Source organism: Leisingera sp. SA32 (genome assembly GCF_056033425.1).
Window position 1 is genome coordinate 1 of record NZ_JBVYHB010000005.1, and the last position, 19,268, is coordinate 19,268.

The window sequence follows — 19,268 nt, forward strand, 5'->3', positions numbered from 1 at the left end:
CGCGTTGCGCTGACGCCGGACTCGGCGCGGCAGTTGCAGAAGCTGGGCTACACTTGCGCGATTGAGAGCGGGGCCGGGGCGGCGGCGGGGTTTTCGGATGCCGCCTACGCCGAGGCAGGCGTCGAGATCGTCAAGACCGCCGCGCAGCTTTGGAAAACCGCGGATATCATCGCCAAGGTGCGCCAGCCGAACGAGACCGAGCTGAAACGGCTGACCAAGGGCAAGACGCTGATTTCCTTCTTCAACCCCGCAGGCAACGACGCGGGCATGGAGGCCGCGAAGGCGAAGGGCGCCAATGTCATCGCGATGGAAATGGTGCCGCGGATCTCCCGCGCCCAGAAGATGGATGCGCTGTCCTCCATGGCCAATATCGCGGGCTACCGCGCCGTCATTGAGGCGGGCAACAACTTCGGCCGCTTCTTCACCGGCCAGATCACCGCCGCAGGCAAGGTGCCGCCCGCCAAGGTGCTGGTGGTCGGCGCCGGTGTGGCGGGGCTGGCCGCGATCGGCACCTCCACGTCCCTGGGCGCGGTCACCTATGCCTTTGACGTGCGGCCCGAAGTGGCCGAGCAGGTGGAATCGATGGGCGCCGAATTCGTCTATCTCGATTTCGAGGAAGAGCAGCAGGACGGCGCCGCCACCGGCGGCTATGCATCTGTATCCTCGCCGGAATTCCGCGAAGCGCAGCTGGCCAAGTTCCGCGAGCTGGCGCCCGAGATGGACATCGTCATCACCACCGCGCTGATCCCCAACCGCGAAGCGCCCGAGCTGTGGACCGAGGACATGGTCGCGGCGATGAAGCCGGGCTCGGTGATCGTCGACCTCGCGGCGGAGAAGGGCGGCAACTGCAAGCTGACCGTTGCGGATGAGAAGATCGTCACCGACAATGGCGTCACCATCATCGGCTACACCGATTTCCCCAGCCGGATGGCGGCGCAGGCCTCGACGCTTTATGCCACCAACATCCGCCACATGATGACCGACCTGACCCCCGAGAAGGACGGCCAGATCAATCATGACATGGAGGATGACGTGATCCGCGGCGCCACCGTGGCCTTTGCGGGCGAGATCACCTTCCCGCCGCCGCCGCCCAAGGTGCAGGCGATCGCCGCCAAGCCCAAGGAGGCCGTGCCGGAGCCGACGCCGGAGGAGAAACGCGCCGCCGAAGTGGCCGCCTTCAAGGCGCAGACCAAGAGCCAGGTCACCCTGCTGGCGGGCGGGGGCGCGCTGTTGCTGCTGGTGGGGCTGTTTGCGCCCGCGAGCTTCATGCAGCATTTCATCGTCTTTGCGCTGGCCTGTTTCGTGGGCTTCCAGGTGATCTGGGGGGTGGCGCACAGCTTGCACACGCCTTTGATGGCGGTCACCAACGCGATCTCCTCGATCATCATCCTGGGCGCCCTGATGCAGATCGGATCCGGCAGCTGGCTGGTGATTCTGCTCGCAGCGCTCAGCGTGTTCATGGCCGGAATCAACATCTTCGGCGGCTTCCTCGTCACCCGGCGCATGCTCGCCATGTTCCAGAAATCCTAAGGAGGCCGAACAGATGGATTACGGTTTCACCACCGCCGCCTATGTCGTTGCGGCTGTTCTTTTCATCCTGTCGCTTGGCGGCCTGTCGAACCAGGAAAGCGCCAAACGCGCGGTGTGGTACGGCATCGCGGGCATGGCGCTGGCGGTCTTTGCCACGCTGATCGGGCCGGGCTCCGGCCTGTGGCTGCTGTCGGTCCTGCTGATCGCGGGCGGCGGCATCATCGGCACTTATGTTGCGAAAAAGGTGCAGATGACCGAGATGCCGCAGCTGGTGGCGGCGATGCATTCGCTGGTCGGTCTGGCGGCGGTCTTTGTCGGCTTCATCGCCCATTTCGAGATCGGCAATGTGGCCGCGGCCGTGGCGGCGGGCAGCACCGAAGACCTCGGCACTTTCGCCAAGCTGATTGCCAAGAAAACCCCGGCCGAGATCGGGTTTCTGCGGGTTGAGCTGTACCTGGGCATCTTCATCGGCGCGATCACCTTTACCGGCTCGGTGATTGCCTTTGGCAAGCTGGCGGGCAAGGTCACCTCCGCCGCGACCAAGCTGCCGGGCGGTCACGCGCTGAACGCCGGTGCCGCGGCGCTGTCGTTCATCTGCCTGATCTGGTACTTCAATTCGGGCGGCTTCCTGCCGCTGTTCGTGATGACGCTGGCGGCCCTGTTCATCGGCTACCACCTGATCATGGGCATCGGCGGCGCCGACATGCCGGTGGTGGTCTCGATGCTGAACAGTTACTCCGGCTGGGCGGCGGCGGCGATTGGCTTCTCCTTGGGCAATGACCTGCTGATCGTGGTCGGCGCGCTGGTGGGTTCTTCGGGCGCGATCCTCAGCTACATCATGTGCAAGGCGATGAACCGCTCGTTTGTCAGCGTGATCCTCGGCGGCTTTGGCGGCAGCACCGGGCCTGCGATGGAGGTCGAGGGCGAGCAGATCGCGATCGATGCCGAGGGCGTGGCGCAGGCGCTGGAGGAGGCCGATTCGGTCATCATCATCCCCGGCTACGGCATGGCGGTGGCGCAGGCGCAGCAGAACGTCGCCGAGCTGACCCGCCGCCTGCGCGCCAAGGGCAAAGAGGTGCGCTTTGCCATCCACCCGGTGGCGGGCCGTCTGCCGGGTCACATGAACGTGCTGCTGGCCGAGGCCAAGGTGCCCTACGACATCGTGCTGGAGATGGACGAGATCAACGACGACTTCCCGCAGACCGATGTGGCGATTGTCATTGGCTCCAACGACATCGTGAACCCGGCGGCGCAGGAGGATCCGAACTCCCCCATCGCGGGCATGCCGGTGCTGGAGTGCTGGAAGGCGAAACAGGTGTTCGTCTCCAAGCGCGGCCAGGGCACCGGCTACTCCGGCATCGAGAACCCGCTGTTCTTCAAGGACAACACCCGCATGTTCTACGGCGACGCCAAGCAAAGCCTCGACACGCTGCTCAACACGATCAGCTGACCAGCGGCCATGCCAAACACGAAAAAGGCGCCCCCACGGGGCGCCTTTTTTGTGGCAGTGGGAAATGACCTGCTGCGCTGGAGCGCGGGGTGGTTCCATGCCGATCGTCCAAGGCGAGGAAGTCAGGGAATAACGGATGCCGACCGTGACCGAACCGGCCGGGCACGCAAATGTGCCGGGTTTTCTTCGGTCGGCGGCACTGGTGCAACAGGTCCAGCGGCGCAGCTGAGCGTGAGGGACACCAGAGGTTGGAGACGGGCAGCCCCGCCAGTGGCTGCGCTGGCCGAATTGATTGCGCGACACGGGTCTGTATACCGTAGTATCCATGTAATGCTTTGAAATAAAACATTTCTGTACTTGTCCGGGACCGGTGGCTAAGGTGCCTCCTATTGCCCCGGAGACACCCGATGACCCAGATCCAGGATCACCCGCTGCGCTATCAGCTGACCAATGAGCTGCATGCGCGACCCTTTCCCACGATCTCCAGCCCGTGCACGGTGGCTTATCTCGCGGTCAAGCAACCGCAGGAGGCCGAGCACCGGGACCGCGGGTTGGATTTGCAGCATCTGATTGCGCTGCTGGACCGGCACGGCGCTGCGCATCCGCAGCCCGGAGCCACCCATCACACCGCGCAGATCGGGCGCCACACGCTGAAATGGGAGCAGCATTCAGAGTTTGTCAGCTACACGGCCTATGCCCATGGTGTCAGCGCGCGGGCCTTTGATCCGACGGATTTTGAGGTGTTTCCGGCGGGCTGGCTGGCCGCGGCACCGGGCCAGCGGATCACTTCCGCAATGATCCGGGTGGTTCAGCCCGAGGAAGACGGCAGCCTGCGGGCGCTGTTGCAGGACTGGTTCGTGCCCGAAAGCCTGGCCGTGTCGCGGGTGCTGGATGATAGCGCCACGGTGGCGGGGGATTTCCGCATCGATCCTGCCGGACATATACGCTTTGCCATCCTGCCCGCAGCGGGCGCCGGCAGCCAGCGCATTGGCCGCATCGTCAAGCGCTTGTGCGAGGTGGAGACCTATCGGGCGATGGCGATGCTGGGACTGGCGCGGGCACGGGATCTGACCCCGAGCATCAGTGCGCTGGATACCCGGCTGAGCGATATGATGCTGGAGATGACCTCGGGCCACACCCCGGCAGAGGAGACCCTGTCGCAGCTGTTGGTGGTCTCTGCGGAGCTGGAGGCAATGGCGGCGCGCTCGGCGTTTCGCTTCAGCGCCACTGGCGCCTATGACGCGTTGGTGAACCAGCGCATCGGGCTGCTGCGCGAGGCGCGTTACAAGGGGTTTCAGACGCTGGGCGAATTCATGCTGCGCCGGTTCGAGCCGGCCATGCGCACGGTGCAGTCCACCGAACGGCGGCTGGAGGCGCTGGCGGATCGGGCGCGCCGCGCGGGGGAGCTGTTGCGCACACGGGTGGATGTGGAACGCTCGGCCCAGAACCAGGCCTTGCTGGCCAGCATGGACCGGCGCGCCGATCTGGCGCTGCGGTTGCAGCACACGGTCGAAGGCCTGTCGGTGGTGGCGATCAGCTATTACGCGGTGTCGCTGGCCTCATACGCGCTGTATCCGCTGGCGGCGGTGCTGGACCTCAGCAAGGGGGGGCTGACCGCGCTGCTTACTCTGCCGGTTGTTGCTCTGGTGTGGTTGGCCGTGCGGCGGATCCGGAAGCGCCTGCATTGAGCAGGGCGTTGGTCACAAACCCGCCGAGGGCAATGGCCGTCAGCGCCAGCAGGGCGGCGACGCTGAGGGTTGGGATGCCGGCCAGCCCGGCGCCGACGGTGCAGCCGCCCGCCAGCACACCGCCCAGCCCCATCAGCACGGCACCTGCCAGATAACGGCCGGTCTGGCGCGGGCTGTCAAAGCTTTGCCATTGGAACCCGCCGCGCAGCAGCGCTGCCGCCAGTGCGCCCAGCAGAACGCCGGCCACCAGCCCGGGGCCAAACCCGGCCGGAATAGCGCTGGAGGCGATCACGAAAAACAGCGTGTCGGCGGTCGGGGCGGTGAAGGAGAGGCTTTCCATCGCGATCGGGTCGAATTCGTCAAACAGCACAAAGCCGGTGCCAACCCAGGCCATTGGCACCAATAGCCCGATCAGCGCAGCCCCAACCAGCATTGCCGGGCGATTGCCCGACCGCAGTGCAGCGATCAGGGCAAGGGCCGCGATCAGCCCGCTCCAGACCAGCGCGCCGCCGGGCAGCGCCGCCAGAGAGGCCTGCGCGTCGAAGGGCAGGGTGACCGAGCCGAGCGCGGTGCGCAGCGGTGCCAGCACGCCCTTCAGTGTTGCATGGGCGGTTATCGCAAAGACAGCGACGACCAAAAGCGCGCGCAGGTTGCCGCTGCCGCCCAGCACCAGCAGCCGGGATATGCAGCCACGGGTCAGGATCATGCCCGCGCCGAACATCAGGCCACCCGTGATGATCGCCAGGATCGGCAGGTCCCCGGCCATCAGACGGTGATCGGCAAAGCTGATCCAGCCCGCTGCCACCGCGCCCTGGGTGCCCACCACCGCCACGGCCAGCGCCAGCAACCAGACGCCTGCGGCCTCGCGGCGGTCTTCGCCCGCGATTGCGCGACGGAAGCAGAAGCGCGTGATCTGTGCCAGGGCGCCAAACAGCCCCCCGATGACCAGGGCCAACAGAACCGAGGCCTCGCGTGCCGTGGTCTCTTCAAAGCCAAATGTTTCGAACATCGCGCATCACCCGTCTGACAATCGGAATATTTTCCCGAAATGGCGTCATTGGGCTGCCTGTGCAAGCCCCTAAGGCGCTCTTTGCGGCAAGCAGGCGGGATGGCGTTCCGCCAAGGATAGCTCAGGGCGGCAAATTGCCCGATCCGTCGCCGCCGACAGAAACAAACGGGCCGCCCGGTTGGGGCGGCCCGCAAGCATGTTCTTATTTGAATGTGTTTCTGGATCGTAGCAATCAGGCTGTGGGTCAGCGACCGCGGATCCGCGGGTCCAACGCGTCGCGCAGACCATCGCCGAGGTAGTTCACGCTGAGCACCGTCAGCGAGATTGCCATGCCGGGCCAGAACACCCGTTCCGGGTACTGCTGGAGATAATCTGTGGCATCAAACAGCAGCCGCCCCCAGGTTGGGAAGTCCGGCGGGAAGCCGAGGCCGAGGAACGACAGCGAGGACTCGGTGATGATCGCGGTGGCGATGCCCAGGGTGGCCGAGACCATGATCGGCGACAACACGTTCGGCAGGATGTGCCGGGTGATCAGCTTGGCGTTGGTGGTGCCGATGGACCGCGCCGCCATCACGAACTCGCGCTCCTTCAGCGCCAGAACGTCGCCGCGCACGATCCGGGCGGTGGGCATCCAGCTGGTTACCCCGATCGACGCCACGATGAGGATGAAGATCCCCTGTTCCGGCCCGAAGGCCGCATTCAGCGGCTCACGGAACAGCAGCATCATCACCAGCAGAAGCGGCAGCAAGGGCAGCGCCAGAAACAGGTCGGTCAGCCGCATCAGCGGACCGTCCAGCCTTTTAAAAAAGCCGGCCATCACCCCGATGAAGGAGCCGAGGAACAGCGCCAGCAGCATCGCCGTCAGACCGACGGACACGGAGGTCGCGCCGCCCGCCATCATCCGGGCCAGCATGTCGCGGCCCAGCTGATCGGTGCCGAAGGGATGCGCCCAGCTGGGGCCCTGGTTGCGGGCGCGGATGTCGATTTTGGTGGCGTCGATGTCCCAGACCAGCGGCCCGGCATAGACCGCGAGGATGATGAACAGGAACAACGCCCCGCCCATCAGCGCGCCGCGGTGGGATTTGAACTGATCCCAGACGTCCTGCCACTGGCTGCGCGGCGGGTTGTGCAGCTCTTCCAGCGCACCGGCGCCCGGCACCGCGGTGGAGGCCGGTGCCATGCCTTCATCGGGCACAAAGCGTTCCTTGTCAGTCATAGCGGATCCTCGGGTCAAGAATGCCGTACAGCACGTCGGCGATCAGGTTGAACAGCACGATCAGCACCGCAAAGATGAAGGTCAGCGTCTGCACCATTGGCAGATCGTTGGCCTGGATGGCGCCGATCAGCAGTTGGCCGATGCCGTTCACCTTGAACACCTGCTCGGTGATGATGGCGCCGCCAAAGATGGCCGGGATTCCCAGCGCGATCACGGTGACCACCGGGATCATCGAGTTGCGCAGCACATGCACCATCACCACGACATATTCACTGAGCCCCTTGGCGCGGGCGGTGCGGACATAGTCCTGGTTCAGGTTGTCCAGCATCGAGGCGCGCATGAACCGGCTGAGCTGTGCGGTGATCTGCAAGGCCAAAACCATCACCGGCATGATCATCTGTCTCAGCTGGTAGACAAAGCTGTCCCAGCTGTCGACCACATGGGTGGTGTCATAGATCGACGGGAACCACCCCAGCTGCACCGAGAAGATCACGATCACCAGCACACCCGAGAAGAACGGCGGCACCGAGAAGCCCACCATCGATACAAAGGTGCCGAGCTGGTCGAACCAGCTGTATTGACGATAGGCGGAATAGATGCCGATCGGCAGCGCGATCAGGATGGCCACCACATAGGCGGTGCCCACAACCCACAGGGTCTGCGGCATGCGCTGGATGACGATGTCCATCACCGGCGAGCGGGTCTGCCAGGAGATCACCCGCAGATCACCGGCCGAGAAGCTGGTGCCGAGGTAATGGTCGATCAGAACCTGCGGTTCGATCCAGAAAAACTGCACGATCCATTTCCAGAACCGGACATGCACGGGCTGACCAAGGCCAAGCGCCTCGCGCATCTTTTCTTTGACTTCGGGGGGGACGGTCAGCGGAACCTGCGCCATCGGGTCGCCGGGGGCGAGCTCCAGCAGCAGGAAGATCACGAGGCTGATGAAAAGCAGTGTGGGAACCGCCAGAAACAGCCGTCGGATTGTAAAGGTCAGCATCAGATAAGCGCCTTTGCAACTTATTGGAATTCGGGTCAGGCCAGGTGCCTATAAGCCATGACGGGCGCTGTGCGGCAAGGCGTGGCGCCGGTTAATGGCAAAGGGGCCCCGGCGTGTGCCGGGGCCCGAGTGAGGCAAGCCAAGGCTTACTTGATGCGGTACCAGTCAGCCGCGTTCCACAGCTCGCTGTCCCAGACGTTCAGGTCGACGCCGCCCAGCGAGTTGGAATGTGCCGACAGGCGGCCACGGTGCACCAGCGGGATCATGCCGCCCTTTTCGACGATGATGTCGTTCAGGCGTTTGGCGATTTCCGCGCGGGCTTCGAGACCGGCCGTCTTGGCCAGCTCTGCGTGCAGCTTGTCGTATTCCTCGTCGCAGAAGCGCGAGATGTTCTCACCCTGCCACTGGCTGGCCGGGGTCGGCGCCTTGTCGCACAGACCGTTGCCCAGGTAGGACTGCGGGTCGGTGCCGTTGAAGGTGTTGGCGTACATTTCAACGTCGGCATAGAACTTCTGGAAGGTATCGGGCGAGCCCGGATCACCGCCGAAGAAGACGCTGGAGTTGATGTTGCGCAGCTCGCTCTCGATGCCGATCTGGCTCCACCATTCCTTGATCAGCGCCTGGAAGTCTTGGCGCACGGCGTTGGTCGAGGTCTGGTACAGGATCTTCATCGGCTTGCCGTCCGGAGTTTCCCGCACGCCGTCGCCATTGGTGTCCTTGTAGCCGGCTTCCTCCAGCATCGCCTTGGCGCCTTCGATGTCCTGGGTGGAGCAGTCAAAGGTGTCGGAGGCGAAGGCTTCAGGCGCGGGCACCCAGTTGCAGCCGACCTTGCCGGCCTTGCCATAGCCGATTTCCACCAGCAGCGGCCGGTCGATGGCCATCGACATCGCCTTGTAGACCGCCGGATCACCCAGGAACGGATGTGGGCGGATCACCGAGCGTTCGTCGGGGCCAAGCGCCGGGTCGGGGTTGGTGTTGTTGAGCATGATACGCTCGACCAGCGGGCCAAAGCCTGCCACCGGCTTGCCCTTGCCGCCGGCTTCCATCTGGGCGATCACTTCCGGCGCCAGCTGCAGGTTCCAGGCATAGTCGAACTCGCCGGTCTCCATCACGGCGCGGCCGGCCGCGGTCGCGTCGCCGCCACCTTTGAACAGCACTTTGGCAAAGGCGGGCTTGTTCGGGTCGCGGTAGTTGTCGTTCGCCGACAGGGTGATCACGTCGTTCGGCTTGAACTCGTCCACCACAAACGGGCCGGTGCCGATCGGGGCAAAGTTGGCCTCGGTGCACTCAGGCGCCTTGGCGCCCATGCAGTTCTCGAACTGGGCCTTCTGGATGATCGGGCTTTCGCCACCGACAAAGGGGCCATAGGGGAAGGGGGTCGGCTCGGCGAAGGTCACCTTGACGGTGAGGTCGTCCAGCGCTTCTACGCTTGTGACGCCTTCGTATTTCGTCACCTGGGCGCAGCCGCCCTCGGGGTGCATGCAGTAATCGGCGGTGAAGACAACGTCATGCGCGGTGAAGTCGCTGCCATCGGACCATTTGAGGCCGGGCGCGATCTTCCAGGTGATGGATTTCAGATCTTCGCTGACACCGCCATTGTCGACAGTCGGGATCTCGGCGGCCAGGTACGGCACCATGTTGCCCTTGGTGTCGTAGCGGGCCAGCGGTTCAATCACCAGCGAGGCCGCCTCGACGTCCTTGGTGCCGCCGGACAGGAAGGGGTTCATGATCGACGGCGCCTGCCAGTAGATGATGTTGACCTGGCCATCCGACCCGCGTTCGGCAAAGGCCGCCGGGGCCAGAGATGCCGCCGCGACGGCACCCAAGAGAAGGGATTTGAACTTCATTACACTCTCCTTGTCGGACACGATTTTGTGTCTTTTTGTTGCCCGGACCGCAGACAGCCCGGTATTTGCCGCATCACTGCGGAAGTTTAGCACTCAGGCCTGCTGGCATCAGGAAACCGAAAAACTGGCGGCCGCTCAAAACTACGGCACAAACTCTCTGCCGGATGCACCGGCGCGTGATACCTCGCAGGAAAACGCTGATCTCATCGAAAACCACTTGCAGGAAAATTGCAAATTCGAATTTTGGAGTTGTCATGCGAAATTTGCATGAGCATTTCGTTTGAATCTAGAGTTTACTGCAAAACCAGAAGCCACGATCAAAAAGTGGTCACCAGACCAACAGATACAGATAGGGAAGCCGACATGCTGGACAACGCAATTGCGTCCATCCGAAACCTGCGCGTGGAGTTTCAGACCAAGGATGGCACCGTCACCGGCGTTGAGGACGTGTCATTTGATATCAGCCCAGGCGAGACGGTGTGCATCGTGGGCGAATCCGGCTCCGGCAAATCCGTCTCCTCGCTGTCGCTGATGCGGCTGGTGGAATTCGGTGGTGGCAAGATTGCTGGCGGGGAGTTGATGTTCAACCGCCGCGAAGGCGGTGAAACCGACCTGGCGCGCGCCGAGCAGGAGATGATGAAGCAGATCCGCGGCAACGAGATCGGCATGATCTTTCAGGAGCCGATGACGGCGCTGAACCCGGTGTTCACCGTTGGCCGCCAGCTGACCGAAGGGCTGCGCATCCACAAGAAGATGTCGAAATCTCAAGCCGAGGCGCGGGCGCTGGAACTGTTGCGACAGGTCCGCATTCCCGAGCCGGAACGCCGTCTGAAACAGTACCCGCACGAGCTGTCGGGCGGCATGCGCCAGCGCGTGGTGATCGCCATGGCGATGGCCTGCGAGCCGCGGCTTTTGATCGCCGATGAGCCCACCACCGCGCTGGACGTGACCATTCAGGCCGAGATCCTGGCGCTGATGGACCGGCTGAAGCGCGAGACCGGAACCGCGGTGATGTTCATCACCCATGACATGGCGGTGGTGGCGCAGATGGCCGACCGGGTAGTGGTGATGTTCCGCGGCAACAAGGTCGAGGAAGGCAGCGTCGAGGAAATCTTCGAGACCCCCAAGCACGACTATACCAAGGCGTTGCTGGCCGCGGTGCCCAAACTGGGCGAAATGCGTGGCAAGTCCTACCCGGAGCCGATGAAGCTGATGGGTGTTGCGGACCAGAAGATCGAGCCGATCAAAGGCACCGACGAGGTGTTGCTGGATGTGCAAAATCTCACCACCCGCTTCCCGGTCAAGGGAGGATTGCTGCGCCGCACCCTGTCCAATGTGCACGCGGTCGAAGACGTGTCGTTCAAGGTGTTCAAGGGCCAGACCCTGTCGCTGGTGGGGGAATCCGGTTGCGGCAAGTCCACCGCGGGGCGTTCGATCCTGCGGCTGGTTGAGCCGCTGTCGGGCAAGGTCAACTTCGAAGGACGCGACGTTCTGGGCTTCAGTGCCGCGCAGATGCACAAGGCGCGGCTGGATATGCAGATGATCTTTCAGGATCCCTTTGCCTCGCTGAACCCGCAGATGCAGCTGCTGGATCAGGTCGCCGAACCGCTGCGCAACTACGGGCTGGCTTCGGGCTCCGAGTTGCAGGACCGTGTCGCCAGCCTGTTTGATCGCGTGCACCTGCCGCGCAGCTTCATGCGCCGCTACCCGCATGAGATGTCCGGCGGCCAACGCCAGCGGATCGCCATCGCCCGCGCGCTGGCACTGAACCCCAAGCTGATCGTCGCGGACGAAGCCGTTTCGGCACTGGATGTGTCGGTGCAGGCGCAAGTTCTGAACCTGATGATGGAATTGCAGGCGGAACTGGGCCTGTCCTTCCTGTTCATCAGCCATGACATGGCGGTGGTCGAACGGGTCAGCCATCAGGTCGGCGTCATGTATCTGGGCCGCATCGTCGAACTCGGCCCGCGGGACCGTGTCTTTGAGAACCCGCTGCACGCCTATACGCAGGCCCTGATGAAGGCGGTGCCAATCGCCGATCCGCGCAAGCGCAAATCAGAGCGGGAGCTGAACTTCAAACCGATCCCTTCGCCGATCCACGGGCTGGATTATCAGCCGGAGCCGTCGGAATATCTGGAGCTGGAGCCGGGGCATTTTGTTCTGAAGACCGACAGCGGCTACTGATATGACCACCCCGTTGACCCCGTTGGAGATCATGACCCATCTGGTCTCCTTTCCCACCGTGAGCCACGACAGCAACCTGCCGCTGGTGGACTGGGTGCAGGGCTATCTCGCCTCTCATGGCATCGAAAGCCACCGCTGGGTGGACCCGGACCAGCCGCACAAGGCCGCCGTCTTTGCCCATGCCGGGCCGAGTGTGGAAGGTGCTGTGGTGCTGTCGGGCCATACCGATGTGGTGCCGGTGGAGGGGCAGGCCTGGGACGGTGATCCCTTCACCGTGGTGGAGCGCGACGGCAAGTATTTCGGCCGCGGCACCTGCGACATGAAGGGGTTTGATGCGCTGGCGATCTGGGCTCTGGTCGAGGCACACCGTCGCGGCGTCAGCCGTCCCTTGCAGCTGGCGCTCAGCTTTGACGAGGAAATCGGCTGCACCGGCGCCCCGCCGATGATCGAGGCGATGCAGCCGCTGCTGCCCAAGGGGGCGGAGGTGATCGTGGGCGAGCCGTCGATGATGCAGGCGGTCACCGGCCACAAGGGCGTCATCGGGTTTGACACCCATCTGATCGGGTTTGAGGTCCATTCCTCATTGCTGCACACCGGCGTCAGCGCCGTGATGCAGGGCGCGCGGCTGATCGACTGGGCCAACCAACGCAACGCCGATGGAATGGCGGCAGAACCGGGTGAGGTGCAGGCGATGTTCGTACCGCCCTGGACCACCGCCCATGTCGGGACGATCGCGGGCGGCACCGCCAACAACATCACTGCCAAGGACTGCCGCTTCGTGATGGATTTCCGGGTGGTGCCGGGCGAGAGCGCCGCCGATTGGGAGGCTGCATATCTGGCGGAGGTGCGCCGCATTGAAGCTGAGATGCAGGCCATTCATCCCCAAAGCCGCATCGACGTGGCCCGGATCTATGCAGTGCCGGGCCTGGTGCCGGAACGCGACGGCACCGCCGAAACACTGGTGCGCTCGCTCACCGGGGACAATGGCCGCCACGTGGTCAGTTATGGCACCGAGGCGGGGCAGTTCCAGCAGGCGGGCTATTCCACGGTGGTTTGCGGTCCCGGCGACATCGCCCAGGCGCATCAGCCCAACGAATACATCACCGTGGCCCAGTTCAACGCCGGTCACGCATTCATGCGGAGGCTGCTGGACCGGCTGTAGGCCTGACCCGCGCCAGCCGGTTTCCCGCTGCAAACCAGCGGCGCTGTCCGGCTGCCGAGCCCGGTCCGCGGCTTGAACGGCCGGTTACTTGCTAAAGCAAGTTTTTTCGCAGACAGTCTGCGGCACCGGCACAGTGCCGCGCAGCAACGGAGGGTAACATGCCGATCAAGAACCGCCTGGCCGAGATGCACACAGAGATCACCGGCTGGCGCCGCCATCTGCATCAGAACCCGGAGCTGATGTATGAGGTCCACGAGACCGCCGCCTTTGTCGCGGCGCGGCTGAAGGAGTTCGGCGTCACCGACATCACCACTGGCGTCGGCAAGACCGGCGTGGTCGCGGTGATCGAGGGGAAGACCAACTCCTCGGGCCGCACCATCGGCCTTCGCGCCGATATGGACGCGCTGCCGATCCCCGAAGCCTCGGGGGTGGACTATGCCTCGCAGACGCCGGGGGTGATGCATGCCTGTGGCCATGACGGCCACACCGCCATGCTGCTGGGCGCGGCCAAATATCTGGCGGAGACCCGCAATTTCGACGGCCGCGCGGTGCTGATCTTTCAGCCGGCCGAGGAAGGCGGCGCCGGTGGCAAGGCGATGTGCGACGACGGGCTGATGGACCGCTGGGGCATCCAGGAAGTCTACGGGCTGCACAACATGCCGGGTCTGCCGGTGGGCGAATTTGCCATCCGGCCTGGCGCGCTGATGGCCTCTTCGGACGAATTCGAGATCACCGTCACCGGCAAGGGCGGCCATGCCGCAGCGCCGCATGATGCGATCGACACCACGCTGGTGGCCTCGCAGATCGTGGTCTCGCTGCATTCGATCGTGTCGCGCAACGTGGACCCGGTGAAACGGGTGGTGCTGACGGTCGGCACGTTTGAAACCGACAGTACGGCCTCCAACGTGATTGCCCACACCGCCAAACTACAGGGCACCGTGCGCACGTTGGACCCGGAATACCGCCAACAGGCCGAAGGCTGGGTGCGCCGGGTGGTTGAAAACACCGCAGCGGCCTTTGGCGCCACGGCAGAGGTGACCTGGAGCCCCGGCTACCCGGTGACGATCAATGATGAAGTTGGCACCAATCATGCGGTCGAGGCAGCTGAGGCGGTGGCGGCCCGGGTCATCACCGACACGCCTCCGATCATGCCGTCGGAAGACTTCTCCTATATGCTGGAGGAACGCCCCGGCGCCTATATCTTCCTCGGAAACGGCGACACGCAGATGTGCCACCACCCGGCCTATGTATTTGACGATGAAGCTATTCCCCTGGGATGCAGCTGGTTCGCCGAGCTGGTCGAACGCCGCATGCCCGCCGCCTGAGGACCAGACAGATGCCGATCAAGAACCGCGCTGCGGAATTCCACGAAGAGGTCGCCGCCTGGCGTCGCGACATCCACCAGCACCCCGAGATCTTGTATGACACCCATCGCACCTCGGCGTTGGTCGCGGACAGGTTGCGCAGCTTCGGTTGCGACGAGGTGGTGACCGGCATCGGCCGCACCGGCGTTGTGGCGGTGATCCGCGGACGCTGCGACAGTCAGGGCCGGGCGATCGGTCTGCGCGCCGACATGGACGCGCTGCCGATGCAAGAACAGACCGGCCTGCCGCATGCCTCGACGACACCGGGCGCGATGCATGCCTGCGGCCACGATGGCCACACGGCGATGCTGCTGGGGGCGGCAAAATATCTGGCTGAGACCCGAAATTTCGACGGCACGGCGGTGATGATCTTTCAGCCCGCCGAAGAGGGCGGCAATGGCGCTGAGGCCATGTGCAAGGACGGCCTGATGGAGCGCTTCGGCATCGACGAGGTCTATGCCATCCATAACTCGCCCGGGATTGAGGCGGGGAAATTCGCTATCCGACCCGGTCCGGTCCTGGCCTCGGTGGATGAATTTACCATCAAGCTTCAGGGCAAGGGCGGCCATGCGGCAGGGCCAAATGAAACCGTAGATACCACGGTGATGATGTGCCAGCTGATCACCGCGCTGCAAACCGTGGTGTCGCGTAATGTCGATCCGGTGTTGCAGGGCGTGCTGTCGATCACCTCGGCGGAAACCGCGTCGAAGGCGTTCAACGTCATCCCCGACCAAGCTGAACTGCGCGGCACCATCCGCACCCATGCGCCAGAGGTGCGTGACCAGATCCCGGAACGGCTGCGGGCCATTCTGGACGGGATCACCCGAACCTTTGGCGGTCGCGGCGAGATCGACTTTCACCTGGGCGTGCCGGTGACCATCAACGACGCTACGGCCACGGAGCACGCCCGCGCGGCTGCGACGGCCGTTGCAGGCGGCTGCGAGGAGGTGGCGCTGGCAATGGGAGGAGAGGATTTCTCCTTCATGTTGCAGGAGCGCCCCGGCGCGATGATCCGCCTCGGCAATGGCCCCAGCGCCGGGCTGCACCACCCGGAATATGATTTCAACGATGAGATCATCCCCGCCGGGATCAGCTGGTTTGCTGAGCTGGCGGAACGAAGAATGCCCGCGGCCTGATGGCGCGGGAGACATACCGAAGAAGGAGAGAACAATGCCGGTCAAGAACCGCTTTGCCGAATTGCAGGATGAAATCACCGCCTGGCGCCGTGACATCCACGAAAACCCCGAAATCCTGTTTGAAACCCACCGCACCAGCGCGCTGGTGGCCGAGAAGCTGAAGGAATTCGGCTGCGACGAGATCGTGACCGGCATCGGTCGCACCGGCGTTGTCGGTGTGATCAAGGGCAAGTCCGACACTTCCGGCAAGGTCATAGGCCTGCGCGCCGACATGGACGCGCTGCCGATCCACGAACAGACCGGGCTGGACTATGCTTCCAAGACCGATGGCGCGATGCATGCCTGCGGCCATGACGGCCACACCGCGATGCTGCTGGGCGCGGCCAAGTACCTGTCGGAGACCCGCAACTTCGATGGCACCGTGGTGGTGATCTTCCAGCCGGCCGAAGAAGGCGGCGGCGGCGGCAAGGAGATGTGCGACGACGGCATGATGGAGCGCTGGAACATCCAGGAGGTCTACGGCATGCACAACTGGCCGGGCCGCCCGGTTGGCGCCTTCTCGATCCGTCCGGGGGCGTTCTTTGCCGCCACCGATCAGTTCGACATCACGTTCGAGGGGCGCGGTGGCCATGCCGCCAAACCGCAGGAGACCATCGACACCACCGTGATGGCTGCGCAGGCGGTTCTGGCGCTGCAAACCATTGCCGCGCGCAACGCCGACCCGGTGGAGCAGATCGTTGTTTCCGTGACCTCGTTCGAGACCTCGTCGAAGGCGTTCAACGTGATCCCGCAGAAGGTGCAGATCAAAGGTACGGTGCGCACAATGTCGACGGCCATGCGCGACCTGGCCGAAACCCGGATCAAGGAGATCTGCGCGGGCATCGCGGCGACCTTTGGCGGCGGCGCGGATGTGACGTATCACCGAGGCTATCCGGTGATGGCCAACCACGAGGAGCAGACCGAATTTGCCGCCAAGGTGGCAACGGATGTCTCTGGTGGTTGCGACGAGGCACCGTTGGTGATGGGCGGCGAGGATTTCGCATTTATGCTGGAGGAACGCCCTGGCGCCTATATCCTGGTCGGCAACGGCGATACTGCGGCGGTGCATCACCCGGAATATAACTTCAACGACGACGCCATCCCGGCCGGGTGCAGCTGGTGGGCGGAAATCGTCGAACAGCGCATGCCGGCGGCCTGAGCGGCCTGATGTGAAACAGGGGAGGGGGCCGTCTGCCCCCTCTTGCGCCTCCGGGCGCAATTCACCCCGAGGATATTTGTGGCCAGAAGAAACGGCGGGGGCCGGGCGGCTCAGTGTTCGAGCAGTTCGCGGTAGATGGTCACGAGCGTTTCTGCTTCCTTCTCCAGCGCGAAATTGGTGATCGCATGTTTGCGGGCGGCCCTGGACCACTGTGCGAGGCGGCCTTCGGTTTTCAGGACAGCCTCAATTGCCTCGACCATCTGGCCAACGTCGCCAGGGTCGATCAGCAGGCCGGTTTCGCCGGGCGCGATCAGCTCTTCGAACGCGCCGACGCGGGTGGCCACGGCGGGCACGCCACAGGACATCGCCTCCAGCGGGGTGAGGCCGAAGCCCTCCCAGCGCTGCGGGGCGACGTAGAGATCCAGCGCCTGATACCAGCGCGCGACCTGCCAGACGGGAACCTCAGGCGGGAACAGCAACCGCTCGGACAGGCCCGCAGCGGCCACGCGGCCGCGCAGATCTTTCTCAAAGGAAGCGTGTTTGTCGGTGGCGCGGCCCATCACGATGCCGACAGCGTTGGGGTGGCTTTTCAGCACCTCCAGCATGGCATCGACAAAGACATCGGTGCCCTTCTGCGCCCGGATGCGGCCATAGCAGCCGATAAGGGTCGCGTGTTCGGGCAGGCCCAGCTCGCGGCGCAGCGCGGGCTTGTCCTCAGGGGGACAGAAGTCGGTGGTGTTGATGCCGTGGTGCACCACCTGCGCCGGTTTTTCCAGATAGGCGGCGCCTTTGGCAGAGGTGGCAATCACCCGGTCCATCCGCGCAATCAACCATTTTGTGTAGGCTGAGTGATGCCGCTGCGAGGCGGAGGTGAACAGCAGCTTCAGCCTCTTGCCCAACAGGTATTTCAACACCAGCCCGGCCAGCATCTCGACGTTGCGCCGCGCGTGCCAGACGCGCGCGCCGGCGGGGCCGTTGCGGCGCATGAGGATCAGCTGCGCCCCCGACAGATGCGGCAGATCCCCGGGCAGACCGCTGCCCGCCGTGGCAATGGCGATGTGCTGGCGCTGCAGCGGCACCAGCCGCACGATGGTGGAGGTGACGCCGGAGAGGCGGCGTTTGAAGTTCGGCGCGATGACCTCGATGGTATTGGCGTCAGTTTCAGCCATCCTGGCCTCCTTGGGGTGCGGGCAGCAACGCCAACAACGCGTCGACTGTCTGATCCAGCTGATCCGACTGGCGCGCCATGAACTGCGCTGCCGCGGTTCGGGCCGCCTCCAGCGTCTGCGGCTGGTCCAGCCAGCGCGACAGCTGCGCCGCCAGCTCCGCGGCGGTGCGGACCTCGACGGCTGCGCCGAGGGTGGTCAGCGCGGCGTAGGTTTCGGCAAAATTGAAATGACCGGGGCCACTGATGACGGCAGCGCCTGCCTGCATCGGTTCGAACGGGTTATGACCGCCGATTTCGCGCAGCGAGCCGCCCAGGAACACCATCGGGCTGAGCGCATACCAAGTGCCGACCTCGCCCAGGGTGTCGGCAAGATAGACCTGGGTTGCGGCGGCCGGCGTCTCGCCCTTGCTGCGGCGGGCACAGCTGAGACCGGCCGCGCCGATCAGTGCCTCGACGGCATCGCCACGCTGTGGATGGCGGGGCGCCAGCAGCAGGCACAGGTCCGGGTGCTGCTCCAGCAAGCTGCGATGCGCCGCCAGCACGGTTTCTTCCTCGCCCTGGTGAGTCGAAGAGGCGATCCAGACCGGGCGTTGCCCCAATGCGCGGTTGAGCTCGGCCAGGGTGGTCTGGTCGGCGGGCAGCGGCGCCGAGACGGCCTTGAGGTTGCTGCCCGGCCGGATGCGGTCGGCGGCGGCGCCCATGGCGGCCAGGTTGGCGGCGGTTTGCTGGTTCTGGGTCACCAGCAGGTCGAACTGGTCCAGGATGAAGCGGGCGGTGTCGGGGCGCTTTTTCCAACCCGCAACCGAACGCTCGGACATCCGCGCGTTCAGCAGCACCAGCGGGCAGCCGACGCGCCGCGCGCGCACCAGCATCTGCGGCCACAGCTCGCTTTCGACAAAGACCCCCAGATCGGGCCGCCAATGGGCCAGAAACCGGTCGACGGCCGCGGCAGTGTCCAGCGGCGGGAACTGGTGGCGGCAACGCGGCGGCAGGCGTTTTTCGATCAGCTCCGCCGAGGTGGGCGTGCCGGAGGTGATGAGGAATTCGGCGTCCGACGCCAGCTCGCCCATGCGGTGGATCAGGGTCAGCACCGACAGGCTCTCGCCCACCGAGGCGGCGTGAAACCAGATCAACTGACCACGCGGACGCGGCAGCGACGCATGGCCGAGGCGTTCACGCACGCGCGTCTCGGGCAGGCCGTAGGCACGCAGTTTGCCCGCGACCTTGCGCCAGGCGAAAGGCGCAATGAGGGCGCTGGCGCCGCAGTACAGCGAATAGAGCAGCGTCGGCCGCGCAGGCGTGTCCCCGGACATGGC

Annotated in this window: 15 protein-coding genes; 9 read left to right on the plus strand and 6 right to left on the minus strand. The window is 64.6% G+C overall.

Annotated elements, in window-relative coordinates; all coding sequences use genetic code 11:
- The 3 genes from AC0IPL_RS09210 to AC0IPL_RS09220 form a co-directional block, all read left to right on the plus strand.
- The coding region (locus tag AC0IPL_RS09210; RefSeq protein ID WP_474273841.1) for a Re/Si-specific NAD(P)(+) transhydrogenase subunit alpha at positions 1-1,530 on the plus strand (1,530 nt) is incomplete at its 5' end.
- 13 nt (positions 1,531-1,543) lie between these two features.
- Positions 1,544-2,980 (plus strand): NAD(P)(+) transhydrogenase (Re/Si-specific) subunit beta, encoded by a 1,437-nt coding sequence (locus tag AC0IPL_RS09215; RefSeq protein ID WP_474273843.1) that lies wholly within the window; start codon positions 1,544-1,546, stop codon positions 2,978-2,980.
- Positions 2,981-3,387: 407 nt separating this feature from the next.
- On the plus strand, positions 3,388-4,668 hold the full coding sequence (locus tag AC0IPL_RS09220; RefSeq protein WP_474273845.1) for a DUF3422 family protein: 1,281 nt from the start codon (positions 3,388-3,390) through the stop codon (positions 4,666-4,668).
- Here AC0IPL_RS09220 and AC0IPL_RS09225 read toward each other — a convergent pair.
- The 4 genes from AC0IPL_RS09225 to AC0IPL_RS09240 all read right to left on the minus strand — a co-directional run bounded on the left by AC0IPL_RS09225 (position 4,604) and on the right by AC0IPL_RS09240 (position 9,740).
- Complete coding sequence (locus AC0IPL_RS09225) at positions 4,604-5,677, minus strand: YeeE/YedE family protein (protein WP_474273847.1); 1,074 nt, start codon at positions 5,675-5,677, stop codon at positions 4,604-4,606. The genes AC0IPL_RS09220 and AC0IPL_RS09225 overlap by 65 nt on opposite strands.
- 244 nt (positions 5,678-5,921) lie before the next feature.
- The gene (locus AC0IPL_RS09230; RefSeq protein WP_474273849.1) at positions 5,922-6,893 is read right to left on the minus strand and encodes an ABC transporter permease; all 972 of its coding nucleotides are present in this window, start codon (positions 6,891-6,893) and stop codon (positions 5,922-5,924) included.
- Positions 6,886-7,893 carry an ABC transporter permease gene (locus AC0IPL_RS09235; protein ID WP_474273851.1) on the minus strand — a complete coding sequence of 336 codons (1,008 nt, stop codon included), beginning with the start codon at positions 7,891-7,893 and terminating at the stop codon, positions 6,886-6,888. The genes AC0IPL_RS09230 and AC0IPL_RS09235 overlap by 8 nt, the downstream gene beginning before the upstream one ends.
- Before the next feature lie 146 nt (positions 7,894-8,039).
- Positions 8,040-9,740 carry a peptide ABC transporter substrate-binding protein gene (locus tag AC0IPL_RS09240; RefSeq protein WP_474273854.1) on the minus strand — a complete coding sequence of 567 codons (1,701 nt, stop codon included), beginning with the start codon at positions 9,738-9,740 and terminating at the stop codon, positions 8,040-8,042.
- On the opposite strand from AC0IPL_RS09240, the gene AC0IPL_RS09245 reads away from it, so the two are divergent.
- From AC0IPL_RS09245 to AC0IPL_RS09270, 6 genes are all read left to right on the plus strand, one after another.
- Positions 9,730-10,011 carry a hypothetical protein gene (locus AC0IPL_RS09245; RefSeq protein WP_474273856.1) on the plus strand — a complete coding sequence of 94 codons (282 nt, stop codon included), beginning with the start codon at positions 9,730-9,732 and terminating at the stop codon, positions 10,009-10,011. The genes AC0IPL_RS09240 and AC0IPL_RS09245 overlap by 11 nt on opposite strands.
- Positions 10,012-10,103: 92 nt before the next feature.
- The gene (locus AC0IPL_RS09250; RefSeq protein ID WP_474273858.1) at positions 10,104-11,924 is read left to right on the plus strand and encodes an ABC transporter ATP-binding protein; all 1,821 of its coding nucleotides are present in this window, start codon (positions 10,104-10,106) and stop codon (positions 11,922-11,924) included.
- A 1-nt stretch (position 11,925) separates the two neighbouring features.
- Positions 11,926-13,086, plus strand: a complete 1,161-nt coding sequence (gene argE, locus AC0IPL_RS09255; protein WP_474273859.1) for an acetylornithine deacetylase — start codon at positions 11,926-11,928, stop codon at positions 13,084-13,086.
- Between the two features lie 158 nt (positions 13,087-13,244).
- On the plus strand, positions 13,245-14,411 hold the full coding sequence (locus AC0IPL_RS09260) for a M20 aminoacylase family protein (RefSeq protein ID WP_474273862.1): 1,167 nt from the start codon (positions 13,245-13,247) through the stop codon (positions 14,409-14,411).
- Positions 14,412-14,422: 11 nt separating this feature from the next.
- On the plus strand, positions 14,423-15,586 hold the full coding sequence (locus tag AC0IPL_RS09265; protein ID WP_474273864.1) for a M20 aminoacylase family protein: 1,164 nt from the start codon (positions 14,423-14,425) through the stop codon (positions 15,584-15,586).
- 34 nt (positions 15,587-15,620) lie between these two features.
- Positions 15,621-16,784 (plus strand): M20 aminoacylase family protein, encoded by a 1,164-nt coding sequence (locus AC0IPL_RS09270; RefSeq protein WP_474273865.1) that lies wholly within the window; start codon positions 15,621-15,623, stop codon positions 16,782-16,784.
- A gap of 110 nt (positions 16,785-16,894) precedes the next feature.
- Here AC0IPL_RS09270 and AC0IPL_RS09275 read toward each other — a convergent pair whose 3' ends face one another.
- Positions 16,895-17,953, minus strand: coding sequence for a glycosyltransferase family 4 protein (locus AC0IPL_RS09275; protein ID WP_474273867.1), 1,059 nt, complete (start codon positions 17,951-17,953; stop codon positions 16,895-16,897).
- Complete coding sequence (locus AC0IPL_RS09280; protein ID WP_474273868.1) at positions 17,946-19,265, minus strand: 3-deoxy-D-manno-octulosonic acid transferase; 1,320 nt, start codon at positions 19,263-19,265, stop codon at positions 17,946-17,948. The genes AC0IPL_RS09275 and AC0IPL_RS09280 overlap by 8 nt, the downstream gene beginning before the upstream one ends.
- Between the last annotated feature and the right edge of the window lie 3 nt (positions 19,266-19,268).

Bases quoted from the DNA above. Each gene is read 5' to 3' on its own strand.
- AC0IPL_RS09275 (WP_474273867.1), bottom strand. From the start codon at position 17,953: ATGGCTGAAACTGACGCCAATACCATCGAGGTCATCGCGCCGAACTTC.
- AC0IPL_RS09230 (WP_474273849.1), bottom strand. From the start codon at position 6,893: ATGACTGACAAGGAACGCTTTGTGCCCGATGAAGGCATGGCACCGGCC.
- AC0IPL_RS09220 (WP_474273845.1), top strand. From the start codon at position 3,388: ATGACCCAGATCCAGGATCACCCGCTGCGCTATCAGCTGACCAATGAG.
- AC0IPL_RS09270 (WP_474273865.1), top strand. From the start codon at position 15,621: ATGCCGGTCAAGAACCGCTTTGCCGAATTGCAGGATGAAATCACCGCC.
- AC0IPL_RS09225 (WP_474273847.1), bottom strand. From the start codon at position 5,677: ATGTTCGAAACATTTGGCTTTGAAGAGACCACGGCACGCGAGGCCTCG.
- AC0IPL_RS09235 (WP_474273851.1), bottom strand. From the start codon at position 7,893: ATGCTGACCTTTACAATCCGACGGCTGTTTCTGGCGGTTCCCACACTG.
- argE (WP_474273859.1), top strand. From the start codon at position 11,926: ATGACCACCCCGTTGACCCCGTTGGAGATCATGACCCATCTGGTCTCC.
- AC0IPL_RS09265 (WP_474273864.1), top strand. From the start codon at position 14,423: ATGCCGATCAAGAACCGCGCTGCGGAATTCCACGAAGAGGTCGCCGCC.
- AC0IPL_RS09280 (WP_474273868.1), bottom strand. From the start codon at position 19,265: ATGTCCGGGGACACGCCTGCGCGGCCGACGCTGCTCTATTCGCTGTAC.
- AC0IPL_RS09215 (WP_474273843.1), top strand. From the start codon at position 1,544: ATGGATTACGGTTTCACCACCGCCGCCTATGTCGTTGCGGCTGTTCTT.
- AC0IPL_RS09240 (WP_474273854.1), bottom strand. From the start codon at position 9,740: ATGAAGTTCAAATCCCTTCTCTTGGGTGCCGTCGCGGCGGCATCTCTG.
- AC0IPL_RS09260 (WP_474273862.1), top strand. From the start codon at position 13,245: ATGCCGATCAAGAACCGCCTGGCCGAGATGCACACAGAGATCACCGGC.
- AC0IPL_RS09250 (WP_474273858.1), top strand. From the start codon at position 10,104: ATGCTGGACAACGCAATTGCGTCCATCCGAAACCTGCGCGTGGAGTTT.